Raw genomic sequence first — 21,105 nt, forward strand, 5'->3', positions numbered from 1 at the left:
GGAACCTGGCAGAGGCGGAAGCGGCCCTGCAAAAGGCGCTGGAACTCAACCGCAACAGTCTGGAGGCGTTGCAGACTCTGGCCGGCCTTCAGCTTGCCCGCGGCGAAACGGACAAGGCCATGGCGAGCTACCAGCGATACATCGAGGCCAATCCCCGCGATGCCCGCGCGTATGTCCTTCTGGGATCCCTGGAGCAGCACCGGAATAATGCGGCGCGTGCAGAGGAGCTGTATCGCAAGGCGCTGAGCGCGCAGCCGGAGAACCCCATGGCAGCCAACAATCTTGCGTATTTGCTGCTTGAGCAGGGGCGTGACATCGACGTGGCCCTTTCACTTGCCCAGATTGCGCGGCGGGGCATGCCTGACTCACCCGTGTCTGCCGACACCCTGGCTTGGGCCTATTATCAAAAGGGAACGTATCGCTCCGCCGTGGATCTGCTTGAGGGTGCCGTCAAGACTTCTCCGGACAACGTCGAGTACAACTTTCACCTAGGAATGGCCTACGGAAAGCTAGGCGATAAGGCACGTGCTCGCACTTTCTTGGAAAAGGCACTGCGCTTGGACACCCGCCAGGCGCGGGCCGGCGAGATCCGCAAAGCCCTTGAGGATCTGAGCAAGGGCTAATGCCCCGGGGAAGATTGTGGGTTCCCCTTTACCGCCCGCGTTATCACCACCCAGAGCGGAGCTGTGCGCACGACGTCACCGGCCGTGCCAGTGATAGAAAACAGATAGGTGCCCAGGGGAATGTTGAGTGTATTCCGGATGGTCAGCGTGTCGCTCGCGGGTGGCGTTACCACGCCGGAAACATAGCTGAACAGGGCTTCGGGATAGCCTCCGCTCACCCCAAGAAAGACCGTGTCTGAGAACCCTCCAGTCGGGGCGATCTGGACAGTGATCGAGGCCGTTCCGCCCTGGGCAATCTCTACGGTCGCTGGCGTCGTGGACATCGTGAATGCCGGAACATTGCATTTCTTGATGGCGTTATCCGCGTGTACACGACCTCCAGAGATGGTCTGACCAGTCAGAGAGGCCGTTGGCTGAGCCGACTCTACGAGTACCGTGCGCGCGTCCAACGCGTTCAGGTCCGGGCAGCCGGCCAGCATAAGGGTTGCGGTACCCGCCGCATAGGCCGCTGCCATCGATGTGCCGCTGGAGTAATCGTAGTCGCCCCCGGGAATGGTCGAGAGAATAAAGGCACCTGGCGCTCCCACGTGGACGCTGTTGGGGCCCACGTTGGCCGAGGACATTAGCTGATCGTGATGATCCGTCGCCGTCACCGCGAGCACGTTGGGCAAGGGTAGGCTCGCTGGATAGAAAGGACTTGTGTCGGTATTTTCGGAAAGATTCCCGGCTGCCGAGACGAACAGGATGTCGTTCTCCAAGGCCCGGGATACGGCATCCATCATGGCCCTCGAATTGGAATTCCCTCCCCAACTGTTGGAGATGACACGCACATTTGCCACACCCATCTGTTTCACCTGGATGAGGAAGTCAATCGCATTGACGAAGTTGGACGTGGTTCCGGTGCCGCGGGAATTCAGAAACTTTACCGGTAGCATGCTGGCCTGTTGGTTCACTCCACTCACGCCTTCGCCGTTGTGGCCCACCGCTCCGATGATGCCCGCGACCAGGGTACCGTGGCCGTTGTCATCCACCGGATCGCAGGTGTTGCGGATGGCGTCGAAGCCGTGGGAACCTTGGGCGCAGGTAAGGGTCCGGTTGCCGATCTTGACGCTGAATTCTGCCGACGCTGACCAGATGTTCGCCGCCAGGTCTGGGTGCGTAGCATCCACTCCTGTGTCTAGGAGGGCTACGACCGGACCCCCTGCGCCGGTGGTCACATCCCAAGCGTAGACTGCGCCGATGTCGGCTCCTGGAGTGCCCGGGCTTCCCAGGATGCTCTGGCCATTGTTCTGCAAGGCCCACTGTTCCCCGAACCGGGGGTCGTTGGGCAGACTGGTGGCGTGCAAGAGGTAATCCGGTTCAACATAAGCTACATCTTGGCGGCTCCCCAAGCTTCGCAACATGGCTCCGGCGCTCCGGCTGCGCGAATGGAGGACGTACACTTCGGAGTTGCCGATGCGGCGCATGCGGTCCAGGTCATACAGTCTTCGGAGCTTGGCAACGGATAGTCGGCTGCCACTGCGAAGTTTCACTACGACCTGGTTCGCCGCCGCTTGACGGCCACCCACGTACTCAGTGGCCTCCTGGGCAGGGGAGGGAAGCGCCCCGGCGGTCAGAATCGCCAGGGCAAAACTCAAGATTTTCACTCTGTCGCGCATGAACATATCGTCGACAGAGAATCGCCAACCACCAATGTACCGGAGTTATAGAGAATGCAAACAAGAACCGCACTTTAGTGCCAAAACAATTATTTACTAAAGGTATACGGGATACGGAGGCTCAGCGCCGTTTACACTGGGTGGCTCACAGCTATGAACGAAACCGACGACCTGAATGCGTTGAGCGTGGACGTGGAAGAGCACTTTCAGGTCGAGGCTTTTGCGGATCGCATAAGCCCCGAGATGTGGTCCGCCTTTCCCAGCCGCGTAGCTCAGAACACCGAACGCGTCCTCGATCTTCTGGCCTCCAGCGGCCGGAAGGCCACGTTCTTCATCCTGGGATATGTTGCCGAGCGCTCGCCCGAGCTCGTTCGACGCATCGCCGAGGCCGGGCATGAGGTGGCCTGTCATGGTTACTGGCACAAGCGGGTCAACACCATGACCCCGGAACAGTTCCGCGACGATTTGCGCCGGTCGAAGGCCGCGGTGGAGAGTGCCGCCGGGGTGAAGGTCAGCGGCTACCGGGCCCCAACGTTTTCCATGACACGTGAGTCGCTGTGGGCCCTGGAGATCTTGGCGGAAGAAGGATTTCACTATGACTCCAGCGTCTTTCCGGTCCGCCACGATCTCTACGGCGTCCCCGATGCCCCCAGGGCGGTGTATCGCTGGCAATGCAACGATGGACGGGAACTTTATGAGATTCCGCCTTTGACACTGCATTTTCTCGGGTTCAATCTGGCGGCCGGCGGCGGCGGTTACCTGCGCATTCTGCCGATGTGGTTCACTCGCTGGGCCATGCGTCAGGCCCAACGGGAACAGCGGCCGGCGGTCATCTACTTTCATCCTTGGGAACTGGACCCGTCCCAACCCAGGCTTCCTGGAAGCTGGAAGTCACGCTTCCGCCACTATCGCAATCTGGAAAAGATGGAAGCCCGCCTGCGGGGATTGATGCAGGACCGCAAGTTCGTCACCCTGCGTCAGCTTCTCGACCAACAGAAGGGTTCCCCAAGCATGCCTACCTTCACGCCGGCGGAGATTGGCGGGGGAGGTCGATTCCACTCCGCGCCGTGAGCTACGGCGCGGGCTAGTCGGCAGCGGGTTCAGCGGCGTCCGGCATGCGCGACCGGCTGGAAGGCAGCCCGGCGTCGCGGATCTTGTAGAGCAAGGCGCGATAGCTGATGTTCAGGTGACGCGCCGCCTGCTTCCGGTTCCAGTTGTGTTCTTGTAGCACCTTCAGGATGATCTTCCGTTCCAGATCGCGGGTGGCTTGGCGCGTGACCTTCTTCAGCGAGATGGGCCCACTGACGGAAAAATCAGCCGGCACGGCTTCCTGCGGCCGAACCGAGAGTTCACTGGTGACGGAATCCTCCGACTCCAGGATGACGTACCGTTTCACCAGGTTCTCCAGCTCACGAATGTTGCCCGGCCAGTGGTAGTCCACCAGCATGTGCATGAGGTCCGGCGAGAGGGGCCGCGCCGCGCGGTTGAACCTGCGGTTATAGACTTCCAGGAAGTAGTCGACGAGCCGCGGGATGTCCTCGCGGCGCTCTCGCAGCGGTGGCAGGTGCAGGTTCACCACGTTGATGCGATAGAAAAGGTCTTGCCGGAAGGTACCCGCCTCGATTTCTCTTCCCAGGTCGCGGTTGGTGGCGCAGATAAACCGAACTTCCACTCGCGTGTCCGCCTGCGAGCCGATTCGGCAGAACTGGCCGTCCTGCAGCAGCTGCAGCAGCTTGGCCTGCAGGCTGGGATCCAGCTCGGAAATCTCATCCATGAACAGCGAACCGCGATTCGCCATCTCCACCCGGCCCGGCTTGGCGCCATAGGCCCCGGTGAACGCGCCTTTCTCGTAGCCGAACAGTTCACTTTCCAGCAGCGTCCCGGGGATGGCCGGACAATTGACCTTCACGAACGGCCCGTAAGCCCAGTCCGAACGGGTGTGGATGAGGCGTGCAATGATCTCCTTGCCGGTGCCGCTCTCGCCCTCAATCAATACCGGGACCTGAGCCTTGGCCATCTTGTCTAGCCGGTCGCGCACCATGCGCATGGTCGGCGTAGTCCCAAAGACCAGCTCGTCCGGCGGCGTCCCGTCAAGGCTGGAGTTCAGCGGGCTGGAGCTCACATTAGACATGGTGAGGCGTGGGGATGCGATTTCTTCTGCACTCCACGCACCATTTTTGCACTATCTTGGGTTGCAGCCGTTGCGGTGAAAGTAAACGGATTGTTTTCAGGCAGTTGTGATTTCGCTTTGAATCCGACCTTACACCTAGGGACGTCACAATCGACACCGAGCGATGGAAAAGACTTTCACCCAGGGGAAGATAGGTTCCTTCGGAGAGACTCAGACCAGGGGTTGGCTGAATTGCAACGCCCAGTAGTCGCAGCGATCCGAATTGGTTACCCTGATTACCTGCGCGTGAAGATTTCGACTGGAGTTGACCGTAGTTTGAATCTGCTGTGGAGGCGCTGACGGGATTTCAAGGGAGATGTTCGAAGACTGCGGCATGTAGCGTCGCACGGCGACCAAAGCCCCTCCAGCACTGATGTTTAGCGCTGTCGCAAACTCCAGGAAGTCCTTACCGTTTGCATCTACGCCGCGCACGAAGATAGGCAGTGGGACCGGCAGCCGCTCGTAGTTACGCCTCTCCGGACCGGCAAAGAATCCATTGCCCTTTTGCACTTGTTCTTCCTCGAACTCGGCTTGCCGACTGTCTGCTGCCGGCGGACGTGCCCTAAGTTGCTACACAGTCAGACACTTACCTTCGCACATGAATTGCCAAACCCAAGCCCCTCTAATGCCAAGTTTGGGGCTGAGGAATCCGCAAGTTAGCCATGGCCTGGACCGTAGCCACGGGCTGGCCTACCGATTCGTAGCGCAAGGTTTTTCCGTTTTCTGGTACAAGCTTGCGTTTTCGCCTTGACAACCAGCTAACCCGAACGTAGCATTACGCATACTCCCCCTGTTGTTGCAAGGTTCGGGTCTGTTCCCGCCCCCCACCGGCTAGATCCGACCGGGTTTTTCATATGCCTAGCGAGACCGACGGGCTCGGTGCCTCCATCGCCGCAATGCGCGAGCTTGGGGAAGAGTCCGGGGCGTCGCAGTCTGAGACGCATCGTCGGGTTCGCCAGATGTACATGGACGAACTGCTGCGCGCCTACGGCCAGCTGCACGACCGGATTCGCCAAAGTGCGCTAGCTTTGGCCTCCGCCGCTCACGAATTGCGTACTCCCCTGGCGGTGATGTCGGGCTACACCGATGTCCTGCTCAGCGAGAAGCTGGGAGCGCTGAACGAGCGCCAGCGGCAGATTTTGGGCGAAATGCAGTCGAGCAGCCAGCGGCTGGAGCACTTCATCAAGGATTTCCTTACCTACAGCGCGATGGAAACGGGCAGGCTGGACCTGCGCGCCGAGGTGGCGGATCTGAACGCATGTATTTCCGAAGTCAGCGGGTTCTGGCTGGCACGCTTCAAGGAAAAGGGCGTGGCGCTGTTTCTGGTTCCCTGCGACGACCTTCCGGCCTTCGAGTTCGACCAGTACAAGATTCAGCACGTGGTCTCCAACCTCTTGCAGAACGCGCTCAAGTTCACGCGCGAAGGCGGAACCGTCTGGGTGGCAACCGAGCCGTACTTTTGGGAGCGTCGCAGCCGTGAAGAGGACTCGGCGGCCAACCGCCGCACCCGGCCGGCGATGAATACGAACTCCGCCCGCGTGACCGTTTCCGACACCGGCGTTGGCATTGCCCCGGAGTATCACCAGGAAGTGTTTGACGACTTCTTCAAGCTCACTGAAAGTGACGACCGAGGTCGGGGCATGGGCTTGGGGCTAGCCATCGCTCGCCGTATCGTGCATGCCCACGGCGGAAAGATCTGGGTAGAGAGCGAGCCCGGCTTTGGCAGCAAGTTTCGTTTCCTGCTGCCGCTGAAGCCGCAGGATGGTACAGGTCAGGAACTGGGAAAACCATGAAGAACAATCCTATGATTCTGGTGGTGGATGACGAGCCCAGTATGCTGGGCTACGTGCGCACCTTGCTGGAAGTGGAGTCCTACAAGGTGGAGACCGTCTCCAACGGTCCGGATGCCGTCAAGCGGGTGGGCGAGGAACCGGCGCCGTCGCTCGTCCTGCTGGACATGCTCATGCCCAAGATGGACGGCCTCGAGACACTGGAGCAGATTCGCCAGGTCCGTCCCGGTACCAAGGTCATTGTTCTCTCCTGCGTGAACGATACCCGCAAGGTGGTGCAGGCGATGCGCTTGGGCGCCCTCGACTACCTGACCAAGCCTTTTCAGCGCAATGAGCTGGCCAACGTCATCCGCCATTCCCTGGAAGCCAAGGCCGTCCGCGAGCGCAAGCCGGTGGTGCCTGGCGACATCGACGAACTGGGCGATGACCAGTTCTTCCTGGCCGCCAGCGATACCATGCGCAAGCTTCGGGCCCAGGCCGCTATGGTGGCCAATGTGGACATCCCGGTCCTGATGCTGGGGGAGAGCGGTACGGGCAAGGAGGTGGTCGCCCGGCTGATTCACCGCATGTCAGCTCGTGCCCAGCGACCGTTCCTCAAGGTGAATTGCGCGGCCTTGCCTGCGGACCTGTTGGAGAGCGAGCTCTTCGGCTATGAGCCGGGCGCGTTCACTGGTGCGCAGCGCTCCAAGCCGGGCAAGTTCGAGCTGGCCGACAAGGGCACCATTCTTCTGGACGAGATCGGCGAGATGCCGGTTTCCCTGCAGGCCAAGCTGCTGCACGTGTTGCAGGATCAGCGCTTCTCACGACTCGGCAGCCGCACCACGGTGAAGGTCGATGTGCGGGTGATCGCGGCTACCAACGTGGACGTGCAGGCCGCCATCGCCGCCCGCAAGCTGCGCGAAGATTTGTACTATCGCTTGAACGCGTTCACTCTCCGACTGCCTCCGCTGCGCGAGCGGCGCGACGAGATCCCCCTGCTGCTCAAGCACTTCATGGCCCGGCTGTCGGAGCGCTACGCGCGGCCGCCGCTGCCTCTTTCTTCGGCCCTGCTCGACGCCTGCATGAAATATCAATGGCCTGGCAACGTCCGCGAGCTGGGGAACTTCGTCAAGCGTTTCCTCATCATCCAGGACGAAGCCGCCGCCATTCACGAGCTGATGAGCCACGCGCAGATGGAAGAGACGGAGAAGCCGGCGTCGGCTCCCAACGACCTCAAGCAACTGGTCCGGGGCGTCAAGGACGAAGCGGAAACCGAGGCCATCACGCGCGCGCTGGAGCAGACCAACTGGAACCGCAAGGACGCGGCCCGACTGCTCAGAATCAGCTACAAGGCGCTGCTCTACAAGATTCGCCAGTACGGCATCGAGGAGCGAGCTGCCAACGGAAGCCGCGCTCTGCGTCCCTTAGCCTAGCCAATCGGCGACCCTTGGAGGTCGTTCCCCTGCCTTACGGGGCTGCAGTGAGTTGCTGGGGTAAGAAGACCACGTGCAGATCGTGCTCTCCCGCCAGTTTCTGGAAACCCCGGAGATCCGTGTCCACGATCTGCTTCCACGCCGCCACCTGCTGGTCCGTTCGCTGTTTCAGCTCTTGGAAACGACGATAGGCGGCTGCGGTAGGCGCCGAATCGGTGCCCGAGCCCACGTAGATCGCAAGTCCGGAATACTGACCGTCCAGCATCAGAGGAAATTGCAGGGAATCCTCGTTGGCCCGGATCTTGGGCTGGATGAACTCCTCGAGCACTGCCGCGCTCTTCTGGTCGAGTGCGCGGCAAGAGCTCTGCACCGGATCGAGGTCTGCGGTCTGCGGTAGACGGTCGCACACCGCCTTCAACTGCTCGCGCAGGTTGCGAATCTGGGTGGTTGCCTCGTACACGCGAGCGAGTTCCCGGCGGATGTCCATCAGCAGGGCGAACTGCTTCTCCAGGTCTTCTTGACTCGCCTTGACGCGTGGATCCAGCTTCAGTTCGAGATTCCGGACCTCCGACTTGCCATCCACGGTGAGCTTGACCTGGTAGCGGCCCGGTAGTGCCAGCGGACCCTCCAGGCCGTCTTGGTAGAAGTAGAGATAATATTCGTGCGGCCGCGCGACCGGATCGTAGCGCAGGTCCCACACGAATCGGTTCAAGCCAGCCTTGGCCTGCAGCTTCCTCTTCGGCTTTTCGTCCTCAGGATCCTGAGGCTCGCTCAGGTCGGCCACGTCCTTGCCGGTCACTTGCCGCACCCGCTGGCCCTTTTCATCGAGGATCTCGATGCTGATTTCCTTAGGTACGGCTTTGACCTCGTAGTAGATCACGGCTCCAGCGGGCGGGTTTTCCCCGACGCGCACCGGTTTCTCAGGGTTCCTCACGTTGTGGGTGCGGATGGCCGTGGCGGGCGCATACAGGTGGAAGTCCTTCTTGGAGATCTCGTCCGCATGCTGCCGGGCTGGACTCAGATCGTCGAGGATCCAGAACCCGCGGCCATGCGTGGCCAGTACCAGATCATCGCCCTTGACCAGCAGGTCGTGCACCGGTGTTGTGGGCAGGTTTAGCTGCAACGATTCCCAGCTGGCGCCGTCGTCGTAGGAGACGAACACACCGGTTTCCGTTCCCGCATAGAGCAGGCCTTTGCGCGCAGGATCCTCTCGTACGGCGCGGACGAACGAACCTTCAGGGATACCCTTGACCGCCAGGGTCCAGTTCTTGCCGTAGTCGTGCGTCTTATAGATGTAGGGCTTGAGGTCGTCCAGCTGATGGCGATCGATGGCTACATAGGCGCTGCCGGGATCATGTGGAGACGCGTCTATCTGGCTGACGCGGCTCCATTCCGGCAGCTCCTTAGGCGTGATGTTTTGCCAGTTCTTCCCGCCATCGCGCGTGACGTGCAACAGACCATCGTCGCTGCCCGCCCAGATCAGGTCCTTCTGCAGAGCGGATTCGGCTACGGCGAAGATCGTGTCGTAGTACTCGGTGCCGGTGTCGTCCTTGGTGATGGGGCCGCCCGAAATCTGCTGCTTGGACTTGTCGTCGCGCGTCAGGTCGGGGCTTATGGCTTCCCAGTGCATCCCGCCATCGCTGCTTTTGAACAGTCGCTCGCCCGCGTGGTAGATCACGTTGGGATCGTGGCGTGAAATGAGGATCGGCGCGGTCCACTGGAAGCGATGCTCAAGCGCTCCCGCCCCCATGGCGTCGCTGATGATGGGCTGCACGGAAATCGATTTCACCTGCCCCGTACGCTTGTCGTGACGGCTGATCTGACCTTGATACTCGCCACCGTAAGTGATCAGCGGGTCAGGCGGATAGGCGACGATGTACCCCGCTTCTCCGCCCGCGACCGGGTACCAGTCCGAACGCTCGATATTGCCGCTCTCGCCGCGGCTGGCGATGGCCAGTGACGTGTTGTCCTGCTGCCCTCCGTAGAGATAGTAAGGAAAGCGGTCGTCCGTGCTGACGTGGTAGATCTGGGCGGTGGGCTGATTCTCCTGGGAGGTCCAGGTCTTTCCGCCATCCAGCGTCACCGTGGCCCCGCCATCGTCCAGCGATAGCATCCGCTGAGGATTGAGCGGGTCGATCCACAGGCCGTGATAGTCGCCGTGCGGCGTGGTGATCTTGTTGAACGTGCGCCCGCCGTCCGTGGACTTGTGAAAATCGACGTTCAGCACATACACGGTATCCGCATCCTGCGGATCGGCGATCACGTGCATGTAGTACCAGGCCCGCTGGCGCAGCCGCCGGTCGCCGCTGACCAGTTGCCAGGTGTGGCCGCCGTCGTCCGAGCGGTAGAGGCCGCCTTCCTCCGCTTCGATGAGCGCATACACGCGCTCCGAGTTGGCCGCCACGGCAACCCCGATTTTCCCGTAAGGCTTCTTGGGCAGGTGTTCGTCCTGCACTTCCTTCCAGGTGCTTCCACCGTCATCGGAGCGGTAGAAGCCCCCGCCCGGACCGCCGCTGCTCAGGCTCCAAGGAGTGCGACGGGCCTGCCATAGGGAGGCAAATACGATGTTGGCATTGTGCGGGTCGAAAGCCACGTCAATGCCGCCGGTGTCGGGATCCTTGTACAGCACCTTCTGCCAGGTCTTGCCGCCGTCGGTGGTGCGAAAGATGCCGCGCTCTTCGTTGGAGCCGAAAGGATGGCCCAGCGCGGCCACCAACACGATGTCGGGATTCCTGGGGTGAATGATCAGCTTGCCGATGGCGCGGGTGTCGCGCAACCCGACGTTCTTCCAGGTCTTGCCGCCGTCCAGCGACTTGTACACGCCGTCCCCGTGTGAAATGTTGCCGCGGATGCAGGCTTCACCTGTGCCGACATACACGATGTTGGGATCGGACGGGGCGACCGCCATGGCGCCGATAGCGGAAGTTCCTTCCTGGTCGAACACCGACGACCAGGTGGTGGCCCCGTCCGTGGACTTCCACACCCCGCCTCCGGTCGCCCCGAAGTAGTAAACGTTGGGGTTGCCCGGAATCCCCACTCCGGTCAGGGAGCGGCCGCCACGGAAGGGCCCGACGACGCGATAGCGCATCCCCGCAGGTTCTTTTTCGTCCTTGGCCGCCCGCGCGGCGTCACCCGTTTGGGCCCGTAGGTCCGGTGCAAAGTATGTCGATGCCATGAGTACGAGAGTCGCAGTCGTAGCGAGGAGGTAGCGAAGCCTGATCATGTTTGTCTCCTGCAGAAAGCTGAGGCCAAGCGAACTGGTGTACACCAATTCGCTTGCTTTTCCAAGGTGGGATAGCCGGACGGTGTCGGAATCCGTCAGGGCTTTAGCGGGTTGATGTTCTCGATCGCCAGGATCAGCCAACCGGTGCTGGCTACGGCCTCATTCTTCGACATCGTGAAGTCGCCGTTGAACGTTCCCTTGACGGAGTAGGGCAGCCCGCCACTGCTGGACTGTGTCCGGATGATTTGATCGAGGAAGTAACTACCGTCATTGGTGGACCCACTCAGGAACAGCGTCTTGGCCATTTGCGCCGTGCCTTCCACCCATATGTCGTTGTGGTCACTATTGAAGTCAAACCCATCGATCTGGATGCGGGTGCGTCCCTTTCCCCAGGTCTGCACATTGCGATGATGGCTGTAGGCATAGTTCAGACTGAGCACATAGGGCCGCACCCCGCTCGTTCCCAGTGCCTGCACGCCCAACGGATTCACGTCCAGCGGATCAAGAGGATCGTTCCGTCCCTGGTTCCAGCGGGATTGGGCCGTGTTCCACACCACGTTATCCAGGAAGGACTTCACCTCCGCCCCATCCGACGGGTACGCGAAGTGGTTCAGGCCACCGTAGGAGTCTTCGTTGTGTTCGGTCGATGCCCAGTTGATGAAGGCGCCGTTGGCGTCATACCCGCCGTTCAGGCCGCCGTCGCCCTGCTGGAAAAGCCGCATCCAGTTCACGGCACTCTCCCCCATGACGTGATAAGTGACCGTGTCGCCGCTGCGCTTCTCGTAATGGGCGATGGCCAGCACGATCCAGGCGTTCGACCCCACATAGCGCTGGGCCCCCAGGACGGCCCCCGTCTTGCAGGCGTAGGAGTGGTTCCAGGAGCCGTCTGCATTCTGCAGATTCGCCAAAGCGCTGAAGACGCGCCGCGCGTTCACAAAGTCGCCTCGCGCGACAAAGGCCATCGCCGCTACCGCCTGATCGTAGGAATAGCAAATGTCGCTCTTGTCCCGGTAGCTGTCCACCAGACCGCTGGAAACCATTTGGGACTCCAGCCACTGGTGCGCCTTCGCGGATGCGGCTGCTGGTCCGGTCGTAACAGGTTCAGGCTGCCCCTTCCTCGTGACGTCGCTTGCGCGGCAAACGCCGGACTCAGCGATGAGAACGAGTAGCAAAACACAAGAAAAAGGCAGTTTCGCAAATAACTTGACTGGGCTCATCGCGAACTCACTTCTCTCGGGGGAGGATCCCGGACGGACAGGGGACTGAATCATAGTGCGGCCTAGTGCTCGAGTCAACCCCGAAGCTCGGAGCCTGCTGGGTCGGCTGGAATTCACTGTAGGAATCAACCTGGGGACTGCGCTATACTGCGGACGGGCAGTGTGCGCCGCGATGTGGATTGCGTTACCGCGGCACCCCAAGATCTCGTTTCGCAAAGGCATCCGAAAATGGATGGCATTGCCTCCCCATCGTGGGGAACCAAGTTTCGTCAGGCCCTGACGATAAAAGGGCTTACGCCGGCAGGGACAAACTAGCCGGATTCAGGATTGAACAACCAGGCACGAGCCGCCGGGTAGGGAACGGCCGCCTCCGCTGCAATTGCGGAGTGGGCGGCCACAAGCCCGGTGCGCCGCCAAGGTGCGAAGATTCTAGAGGTTCGCAAATTCCAGCATCCTGCCTGTCGAGGAGCCGCGCGGGTTTCACACCGCCGCCCCTCCCATCGTTGCGTTCGATTCCTGCCTCCGCCTGCTGTCTGCTGCTTGGTACGTCTCGCCGTCCTCTAGGGGCGGCGGGTCGACCGGAGAATGCATGTCGAAAGAATTGTTCGTGTCTTCGACGCCACATGAGACCAAGGTGGCCATCATCGAAGATGATTTGCTCGCCGAAATCTATTTCGAGCGCGAGAACGAGTACACCCTCGCGGGTTCCATTTACAAAGGGCGTGTAACCAGGGTCCTGCCCGGAATGCAGTCGGCCTTCGTGGATATCGGGCTGGAACGCGATGCTTTCCTCTACGTTTCCGATTTCTTCGAAGACCAGGAGGAGTACGACGCCGTCGTCACCCAGGCCGAGGAGGAAGTCGGTAAGCTTCAGGGGCGGCAGGTCGAACCGGCCGGACGTCCGGAAAGCGGTGAGGTTCCGACCCCGACCCCGCCCCCGGTCAGTGCGCCGGCCGAGTCGGAGGCCGGCTCGAGGCGCTGGCGCGGTCGCCGTCGCCGCGGCCGCCGCGGTCGAGACTTCGGTCGCGAACAGGCCCCGCGGCCCCAGGTTCCTGCTTCGACCACTCCGCCCGCCTACCAGCCCATCGTTCTGCCGGGTGAGTCCATCTCCAAATATCGGCGTCTGGCAGACCAGCACCCGACGGTTGAGCCGATTTCACCGGCTGCCGAGCTGGGTTTCTCCGCCCCCGCGGAACCTGCCGAGGCTTCAGCGCCGCCCGGCGGATTCGAGATTACCGGCGGCTACGAAGAGTCCGCGCACCCGAGCCATTGGCCAGCCGAAGACACCTCAGCGGCGGTCGAAGCCCTGGAGACGCCGGCGGAATCGCAAGAAGCCAAGCCGGATGCACCTGCTGCTCCCATTCTTCCCTGGAATCCGGATTTGGTCGAAGAGGAGGAGATCGACGAGGAAGAGACGGATGTGCCCGCCCTGGCGGCGGCGGAAGACGACGAAATCGTATTCGAGGATTTGGAGGAACAGACACTCGAGAGCTCCACTGGCCAAGAGATTCTGGAGGCTGTCGAGGAGTCTCGCATCGAGCGCAGTGCTACTGGCGATTATGAGTCTGAGGCGCCAGGTTACGTCCCGGCAGAAGTCGATCGAGAGGAGTTGGAGGAGGAGGAAGCCGAACTCCAGCCGTCCGCCGAGGGCGCCGAGGCAGAACTGATTGCGGAGGCCAAGGAAGAGGCCGATGAACTGGAGGAAGACACGGCTTTGGCCGGCCACGCCGAACTCCGTGGGCCTGCGCCGACCGCCGCCTTTCAGCAGCGCACCGAGAGGGCAGAGCAGCCTGGGTTAGGTCGCCGCCGCGGCCGTCGGGGCGGGCGGGGCACGTCCCGCCGCAACATTCAGCGGGGGCCGCACCGTTTGATCACCGATCTGCTGAAGGAAGGCCAGGAAATCCTGGTGCAGATCGCCAAGGAGCCCATGGGCAAGAAGGGGGCGCGTATCACCAGCCATATCGCCTTGCCGGGACGGTTCCTCGTATACATGCCCACCGTGGACCACATCGGCGTCTCCCGCAAGATCGTTTCCGAGGAGGAGCGCCAGCGTCTGAAGCGGATCCTGAGCAGCGAGCGCAACGGGGCTCACGGAGGGTTCATTGTGCGCACCGCCGCGGGCGGCGCTAGTGAAGAGGACTTGCGGGCCGATATCCGCTTCCTCATCAACCTTTGGAACGAGATTCGCAATCGCGCCGAAGCCGGCAAGGCTCCCGCGCTCATTTACCACGATCTTAATGTCGTCGAGCGCATCTTGCGCGATCAGGTAACGGAGACCTTCTCGCACATCTGGGTGGATAGTGAGGCCGAGTATGAGCGCGTGCTCCGCTTCGTGAATCGCTTCCAGCCGGCTTTGGTGAAGCGCGTAAAGCTCTACGCCAAGGAAACCCCTTTGTTCGAGCAGTTCAACATTCAGGAGGAAATCAATAAAGCGCTCAAGTCCAAGGTCTGGCTCAAGAGCGGCGGCTATATCGTGATTAACCAGACCGAGGCATTAGTAGCCGTCGATATCAACACCGGCAAGTATGTCGGCAAGACGGCCCGCCTGGAAGACACCATCGTCAAGACCAACATTGAGGCCATCAAGGAAATCGTGCGCCAGGTGCGCTTGCGGGACTTGGGCGGCATCATCGTCATCGATTTCATCGACATGGACGAGCGCCGCAACCGGCAGAAAGTTATGCAGGCCCTGGAAGAAGCCCTCCGTCACGACCGCGCGCCCTCCAAGGTCCTGCAGTTCAACGATTTCGGCCTGGTGGCCATTACCCGCAAGCGGGTCAAGCAGTCGCTGGAGCGCACTCTCGGTATGCCTTGCAACTACTGCACGGGAACCGGCTTGATCAAGTCCGTGCCCACGGTCTGCAATGAGATCTACGTGGAGATGCGGAAGATGGCGCAGCATTTTGAGCGCCCGGATGTGATGCTGAGAGTGCACCCTGACGTAGCCAAGGCGCTGAAGGCCGGTGGAGCCCGGTTGCTGCAGGAGATGGAAGAACTCACCGGCCGGACCATCATTGTCAAGGCCGACCCGGCGATTCACCAGGAGCAGTTCGACATCAATTAAGAGTCAAGGGGGGCGCTCGGTTAGGCCCCTCGGCTGCTCCAGAAGTCCAATCGAACCCTCTTCATTAACACCACAGCATATTGTGGCGGACCCGTCATCCGCTGCCACATCTTGAATCCCGCACCGAGGTCCCCTGTCCGCCTTCCCAAGAAACCTGCCCGAAAGGCCAAAGAAAACCGAAATAACCAAATTCATAACTTGACAGGACGGGTAGTAACGCTGGTATAACTCGCGGCACCGAGAGTAGTCCCCCCGAGAAAGTAGAGGAACTGTCCTCCTCAGGCCCGGCCTGGAAGGCCCTCCCTGTTGTGGGGAGCGACATCTGTGGAAAGGGCGTCGCGAGTATGGCCGATCCGCGTGAAGTGATGAACATCCGGCAGGCGTCGCAATACCTGGGCGTGAGCCCGGACACGCTTTACAAGTACGTGTACGAGGAGAAGATTCCGGCTTTCAAGCTGGGCAACCGCTGGAAGTTCAAGAAGACCATCCTGGATTCCTGGATGGAAAAAAAGAGCGCCATGAGCGAAGGGCGAATGAAGAAGAAACCCAAGTCAGCCCGTGTGGCAGGAGATTGAGGCGGAACCATGTTCGGACTCGGCGGATCGAAAACCATAGTCGGCCTCGATATCGGATCCAGTTCCATCAAGGCGGTGGAGCTGAAGCGCGCCCGGGGAGAGGTGCAAGTGGCGCACCTCGGCATGGAGCCCTTGGGCCAGGACATGGTGGTGGACGGAGCCATTGTCGATGGTCCGAGCGTGACCAGCGCCATCACCAAGGTATTTACCGACGCCCAGATCAAGGCCAAGAACGTGGCCACCGCGGTGAGTGGGCATTCTGTCATTGTGAAGAAGATCTCCATGCGCGCCATGGCTGACGCGGAACTGGCTGAGAACATCAACACCGAGGCCGCCCAGCACATCCCCTTCGATATCGCCGACGTCAAGATCGACTACCAGGTGCTGTCGGAGGACCCCGCCAGCCCCTACATGGACGTGCTCTTGGTGGCCGTCAAGAAGGACAAGATCCTGAGCTACACCAACGTGCTGGCCATGGCGAGCAAGAATCCGGTGGTTGTGGACATCGATGCCTTCGCCTTGCAGAACTGCTACGAGTACAACTACGACCCGTCGCCGGGCTCCACCGTCGCCCTGCTCAATCTGGGCGCCAGCGTGATGAACATCAACATCGTCAAAGGAAATACCCCGTTGTTTACCCGCGACGTCAGCGTGGGAGGGATTCAGTACACCGACGCTTTGCAAAAGGAACTCGATCTGAGCTTCGACGATGCCGAGTCGTTCAAGTTGGGCCGCAAGGTGGGGACGGTCAGCGAGGACTCCAAGGCACCGATCCTGCAACAGGTCACCGAGATCATCGTGCTGGAAATTCAGAAGACGTTCGATTTCTTCCGGGCCACGGCTTCGGGCGAACACATCGAGCGTATTTACATGGCCGGCGGCTCCTCCAAGGTGCCGGGGCTGACCGAGGCCCTGCGCCAGGAGTTCTCGCTGCCGGTCGAGATCCTCAACCCGTTCCAGAAGATCGGCTACTCGGGAGGCTCCGAGCTGATCGAGCAGAACGCGGCCCAGTTCGCCGTTGCGGTGGGCCTGGCCCTGAGGAGCTTTGAGAACCTATGATCCGCATCAATCTGCAGGCAGTGGCGAAAGCGAAAAAGGGCCGCCGCGGCGCCGCGGCGGCAGCAGCCGTGCCCGAATTCGCAGGGGCCGAAGGCCCCAGCCGTACGGTTGTTATCGTCATCGGGGCCGTGCTGCTCATCGTGCTGAATGGGGGCTGGTTCTTCTGGCTCGACCGGGAAGCGGGAAGGATCGAGAAGGAGACCCAGGAGGCCGACCGCAAGCTGGCGGACTTGAAGGCCATCCAGACGCGGGTGGAACAAAAGAGCAAGCTGCTGCAGAACTATCAGAACCGTGTCCAATTAATCGATCAGCTCCGCAGCAACCAGGCTGGCCCGGTCAATCTTCTCGACATCATCGGAAGCACCGTCAACACCACCGAAGCCGTCTGGCTGATCAGCCTGAAGGACGAGGGCAACAGCATTGCAATTGATGGCTCGGCCTTGAGCCATGACGCGGTGGCCACCCTGATGGAGAACCTGAAAAGGGCCAATCTGTTCGACAGCATCGAGCTCAAGGAAACTGTGCAGGATGACAGGGCAAAGGAGCGGGCCATCTTCCAGTTCACCTTGACGTGTAACAAGAAGCGACCGGGGGCACAGTCATGAGCGCTGGCAGACAGTACCTGATCATGATCGTGGTGGTCGCGTTGGTCACCGGAGCTGCCTGGTACTTCGTGTGGCAGCCCCAGCAGCAAGCCAACGACCAGGCGCAGGCGGCTTTGGATGCCAAGAACCAGCAGATCGCCAGCCTGAACCAGCTCCGCGACAAGGAGCGGGAGCTGGATGACAACATCGCCAAGCTGCAGCAGCAACTGCAGCAGATGGCGGCCATCGTGCCGGACAAGAAGGAAGTGGAAAGTTTCATCCATCTTCTCGAAGACAAAGCGCAGGAAGCGGGCATCACCGTGCGACGCTACACGGCCCAGCCCCTGGTCACGCGCGAGTTCTATTCCGAGGTTCCCTTCGAGGTGGAGCTGGATGGCCAGTACTACCAAATGCTCAATTTCTTTGACCGCGTGGGCCGGCTGGAGCGCATCGTCAACATCACCAACCTGCAGTTGGCAGGGGTGGCCGACAGGAGGAATATCAAAGGGTTGAAGAAGAACTACACCTACGGGCCGAGCGAGAGTGTGGTAGCTCTGTGCCAGGCAGTGACCTTCTTCAGTCCGGAAGGGCAAGCAGGTGCCGCCCCGGGCGCTGCCGGGCCTCCAGGCCAGCAGCCGGGCGCACCGCCGAGGAGATAGGGAGAAGCACATGAACGCCAAGCGCATTTCGATGTTGGTCCTGGCAGCCGGTTTGGCGTGGGCGCAGCAATCTGCCCCTCCGCAGGGCGCGAGAGCTGCTGAGCCGACCGCTGCGGCGCCCGCTGTCAAGGCACCCGCGGGCGCTCCCAAGGGCTCGGCCGGTCGTCGCGATCCGTTTGTAAGCATCGTGGCCCCGGGCCCGAGTGGCGGCGCGATACCGGCCTGTCCCTCTGGTAAGCGCTGCCTGGTGGCAGACCAGGTGGAGCTTAAGGGAGTTGCCAAAACACCGGACGGCATGATTGCCATGGTGGTCACGCGCGAGAACAAGACGTATTTCCTGCGGGAGAACGAGCCGGTGCTGAATGGCTACGTTCTAAAGATCACGGGAGACTCGATAATCTTCCGCGAGAACATGATGGACAGCAAGGGGCGCACTGCGACGCGCGACATCGTCAAGCGCGTGGTGACGTCTGCGGTCTAGAACGGCTGTTGGCTCCGGCTGCGGAAGCTGGAGCGATGCTTAATCCGCAATCGTTTTGCACACGCCACGGGCGATTGGCCGTGGCCGTGAGGAGAGAGAACATGAGTCGAGTGCGAGTGCTGACAATTCTCGGGTCGCTGCTGCTGTTGAGCACCGTGGCAGCGGCCGCCGCGTCGCAGCTGACGGAGGTGAGCGCCGCCACCCAGGGCAACGCCACCATCGTGACCATCCGCGCGAACGGCGCCTTCACCCACACCGAGTATCGGCCGGCAGAGAACCTCTTGCTGGTCGATCTGGCGGGTGTTTCGGCAGAGCACATGGACGGCAAGACGCACACCCTCCAGGTGCCCGGTGTCACCGCCTATCGCGTGGTCGGCTTCCGAAGCAGCACCGGCGTCGAGGTGGCGCGTGTCGAAATGACTCTGATGCCTGCCGCCGGCGTGGCCGTGAACGAGGCGGGCAACACGCTGCAAGTGCGCGTGACGGGGTTCGCGGAAGAGACCAAAGCGCGTCCGGCGCAAGCCCCGGTCAGAGCCGAAGAGATCGCTCCCAAGAGCCAGCCGGGTGCAACCGTCACCCTGCAGGATATCCAGGTCGCGCAGAGCAGCGAAGGTACCCAGGTGGAGATTGTGGCCAACGCACCCCTGGCGCCCAAGGCCATGAAGCTCCGCGGTCCGGACCGCCTCGTCATCGATCTGCCCAATACCGTTGCCACCCGTAACTCCCGGCAGATCGCCGTGAATGCGGCCGACGTCCGCTCGGTGCGCATGGGTCGCTTCAAGTCCGAGCCTCCGGTCACCCGCGTGGTTCTGGACCTGGCGGCCGCCCACGACTACGAACTTCAGACGCGGGGCAATCGCCTGCTGGTGAAGCTGCGCCCGGTTTTGGAATCTCCGGCGGACAAGCCGGAAGCTCCGCAAACCGCCCAGACCGCTCCGGTAACGGTTGCCAGCGGGGACCGACCGTCACCGGTTCCCTCGGCAGAAACCGCGCCGCAAACCGCCCAGGAAGTGGTCTTTGTCGAACCCAAGTTTGAACCCAAGCCGGAAGCCCAGACTGATCAGGCCAATGAGACCTCTGCGCGTGTGCAACAGGCGGCCGCGAAGTTTGGTTCTCCACCGGAACCCATTGCTTTCAGCAACGCCGTAACCCCAGCCAGCGGCTCCTTGGCCGCACAGCCGGCGGTGAACCTGGCTCTGATGCAGCAACAGCAGATGTCCCAGGCCGGCGCATCGGCAACCAGTGGGACCTCGTGCGTCCGCCAGGCCCGCTATACCGGCGAACCCATCTCCCTCAACCTCAAGGACGCGGATTTGAAGGATTTCTTCCGCCTCATCCATGAGATCAGCGGCCTGAACGTCGTTCTGGATCCGGCCGTCAAGGGATCCGTAACCGTCGTCCTGGACGACGTTCCGTGGGACCAGGCACTGGCCATCGTGCTCAAGAATAACAACATGGAGTGCGAGCTCGACGGCAACGTCCTGCGGATCGCCACCCTGGACACCCTCAAGAAGGAAGCCGACTCGCGCAAGGCGCAGCAGGAGGCCCAGATGCTGGCCGTGCCCAAAGTCACGGTCACGCGCTTCCTTAGTTATGCTCGCGCGGCCGACGTCACGCCGACCATCAAGAAGTTCCTTACCCAGCGGGGTGATGTGATCGCTGATCAGCGCACTAACGCCCTGATCATTGAGGACGTCCCGGCGGTTATCCCCACGGTGGACCGGTTGATTAAGGAGCTGGATCGCAAGACCCAGGAGGTTGAGATCGAAGCCCGCGTGGTTGCTGCGACGCGCAACTTTGCGCGCGACATCGGCATGCAGATCGGTTTCGGTTGGGGCAACAACCCCACCGGGGTTGGAGGCGCTGGCAGTGTCGGCACCAGTCCCCTCAACGTAGCTGTCAGCAACCCCCTGTACTTCACCATCGGCAACGCCATCCCGCTCTTTTCCAACCTGCCGGCATTGGGGCCCACCAGCGGCATCAGCTTCAGCAACGCCAGCCAGAACTACCGGGTGGACGCCATCCTCACCATGGCGGAGTCCCGCGGCCTGCTGAAGATTCTGTCCCGCCCGCGCGTGGTCACCCAGAACAACATCCAGGCCTTTGTCAAGCAGGGTGTCCGCGTGCCCGTGGTTACCGCCGCCCAGTTGGGTGGTCCGCCCACGGTCACCTACGTGGATGCGTTCCTGCGGCTGACGGTCACACCGCAGATCACCGTGGAGAACACCATCTTCCTGAACGTGGACGTGGAAAACACCACGCCCGACTTCAGCCGGACGGTCAGCGGCAATCCCACCCTGCTCACCTCCCAGGCCACCACCCAGGTGCTGATCACCGATGGCGGCACGGTGGTGATTGGCGGCGTGATCCAGACCCAGAACTCCATCAACGTTTTCCAGGTGCCCTTGCTGGGCAACATCCCGATCTTCGGAGAGCTCTTTAAGCGCCGCTCGGTTTCTACCTCGACGCAAGAGCTCATCTTCTTCATCACTCCGAAGATCATTCAGACGTAGCCGCTAACCCGCGGTTGGAATTGAGCCCCCAGACCATCTGGGGGCTCGCCTTTTTTGCCAGTAAGATGGAACGCCGT

The 21,105-nt window shown here is 61.4% G+C and carries 16 protein-coding genes; 11 read left to right on the top strand and 5 right to left on the bottom strand.

Annotated features, from left to right (window positions below; translation table 11 throughout):
* Positions 1-623 (top strand): tetratricopeptide repeat protein (locus VLE48_02055; GenBank protein HSA91767.1); only part of this gene is annotated, 623 nt, incomplete at its 5' end.
* Here the strand turns inward: VLE48_02055 and VLE48_02060 are convergent.
* The gene (locus tag VLE48_02060; protein ID HSA91768.1) at positions 620-2,287 is read right to left on the bottom strand and encodes a S8 family peptidase; all 1,668 of its coding nucleotides are present in this window, start codon (positions 2,285-2,287) and stop codon (positions 620-622) included. The genes VLE48_02055 and VLE48_02060 overlap by 4 nt on opposite strands.
* Before the next feature lie 147 nt (positions 2,288-2,434).
* On the opposite strand from VLE48_02060, the gene VLE48_02065 reads away from it, so the two are divergent.
* Entirely contained in the window at positions 2,435-3,352 is a 918-nt protein-coding gene (locus VLE48_02065) for an XrtA system polysaccharide deacetylase (GenBank protein HSA91769.1), read from the top strand.
* Positions 3,353-3,365: 13 nt separating this feature from the next.
* Here VLE48_02065 and VLE48_02070 read toward each other — a convergent pair whose 3' ends face one another.
* Together VLE48_02070 and VLE48_02075 are read right to left on the bottom strand one after the other, a co-directional pair.
* The gene (locus tag VLE48_02070) at positions 3,366-4,412 is read right to left on the bottom strand and encodes a sigma 54-interacting transcriptional regulator (protein ID HSA91770.1); all 1,047 of its coding nucleotides are present in this window, start codon (positions 4,410-4,412) and stop codon (positions 3,366-3,368) included.
* 210 nt (positions 4,413-4,622) lie between these two features.
* A complete protein-coding gene (locus VLE48_02075) occupies positions 4,623-4,961 on the bottom strand; it encodes a PilZ domain-containing protein (GenBank protein ID HSA91771.1) in 339 nt (112 codons plus the stop codon).
* Positions 4,962-5,305: 344 nt separating this feature from the next.
* On the opposite strand from VLE48_02075, the gene VLE48_02080 reads away from it, so the two are divergent.
* Both VLE48_02080 and VLE48_02085 read left to right on the top strand, forming a co-directional pair.
* Entirely contained in the window at positions 5,306-6,244 is a 939-nt protein-coding gene (locus VLE48_02080) for a HAMP domain-containing sensor histidine kinase (GenBank protein HSA91772.1), read from the top strand.
* The gene (locus VLE48_02085; protein ID HSA91773.1) at positions 6,241-7,653 is read left to right on the top strand and encodes a sigma-54 dependent transcriptional regulator; all 1,413 of its coding nucleotides are present in this window, start codon (positions 6,241-6,243) and stop codon (positions 7,651-7,653) included. Before VLE48_02080 ends, VLE48_02085 begins: the two co-directional genes overlap by 4 nt.
* Positions 7,654-7,687: 34 nt before the next feature.
* Here the strand turns inward: VLE48_02085 and VLE48_02090 are convergent, their stop codons facing one another.
* Together VLE48_02090 and VLE48_02095 are read right to left on the bottom strand one after the other, a co-directional pair.
* Positions 7,688-10,876 carry a hypothetical protein gene (locus VLE48_02090; protein ID HSA91774.1) on the bottom strand — a complete coding sequence of 1,063 codons (3,189 nt, stop codon included), beginning with the start codon at positions 10,874-10,876 and terminating at the stop codon, positions 7,688-7,690.
* 95 nt (positions 10,877-10,971) lie between these two features.
* Positions 10,972-11,916, bottom strand: a complete 945-nt coding sequence (locus VLE48_02095) for a hypothetical protein (GenBank protein ID HSA91775.1) — start codon at positions 11,914-11,916, stop codon at positions 10,972-10,974.
* Between the two features lie 766 nt (positions 11,917-12,682).
* Here VLE48_02095 and VLE48_02100 point away from each other — a divergent pair.
* From VLE48_02100 to pilQ, 7 genes are all read left to right on the top strand, one after another.
* Positions 12,683-15,157 (top strand): Rne/Rng family ribonuclease, encoded by a 2,475-nt coding sequence (locus VLE48_02100; protein ID HSA91776.1) that lies wholly within the window; start codon positions 12,683-12,685, stop codon positions 15,155-15,157.
* Positions 15,158-15,501: 344 nt separating this feature from the next.
* Positions 15,502-15,732, top strand: coding sequence for a helix-turn-helix domain-containing protein (locus VLE48_02105; protein HSA91777.1), 231 nt, complete (start codon positions 15,502-15,504; stop codon positions 15,730-15,732).
* 9 nt (positions 15,733-15,741) lie between these two features.
* A complete protein-coding gene (gene pilM / locus VLE48_02110) occupies positions 15,742-16,791 on the top strand; it encodes a type IV pilus assembly protein PilM (GenBank protein ID HSA91778.1) in 1,050 nt (349 codons plus the stop codon).
* The gene (locus tag VLE48_02115; protein ID HSA91779.1) at positions 16,788-17,396 is read left to right on the top strand and encodes a PilN domain-containing protein; all 609 of its coding nucleotides are present in this window, start codon (positions 16,788-16,790) and stop codon (positions 17,394-17,396) included. Before pilM ends, VLE48_02115 begins: the two co-directional genes overlap by 4 nt.
* Entirely contained in the window at positions 17,393-18,034 is a 642-nt protein-coding gene (gene pilO / locus VLE48_02120) for a type 4a pilus biogenesis protein PilO (protein ID HSA91780.1), read from the top strand. The genes VLE48_02115 and pilO overlap by 4 nt, the downstream gene beginning before the upstream one ends.
* Before the next feature lie 10 nt (positions 18,035-18,044).
* Positions 18,045-18,515 carry a hypothetical protein gene (locus VLE48_02125; GenBank protein ID HSA91781.1) on the top strand — a complete coding sequence of 157 codons (471 nt, stop codon included), beginning with the start codon at positions 18,045-18,047 and terminating at the stop codon, positions 18,513-18,515.
* A 101-nt stretch (positions 18,516-18,616) separates the two neighbouring features.
* A complete protein-coding gene (pilQ, locus tag VLE48_02130; protein ID HSA91782.1) occupies positions 18,617-21,028 on the top strand; it encodes a type IV pilus secretin PilQ in 2,412 nt (803 codons plus the stop codon).
* The last annotated feature ends 77 nt before the right edge of the window (positions 21,029-21,105 follow it).

The sequence above is a fragment of the Terriglobales bacterium genome (assembly GCA_035454605.1).
Lineage (GTDB): Bacteria > Acidobacteriota > Terriglobia > Terriglobales > Acidobacteriaceae > DATMAB01.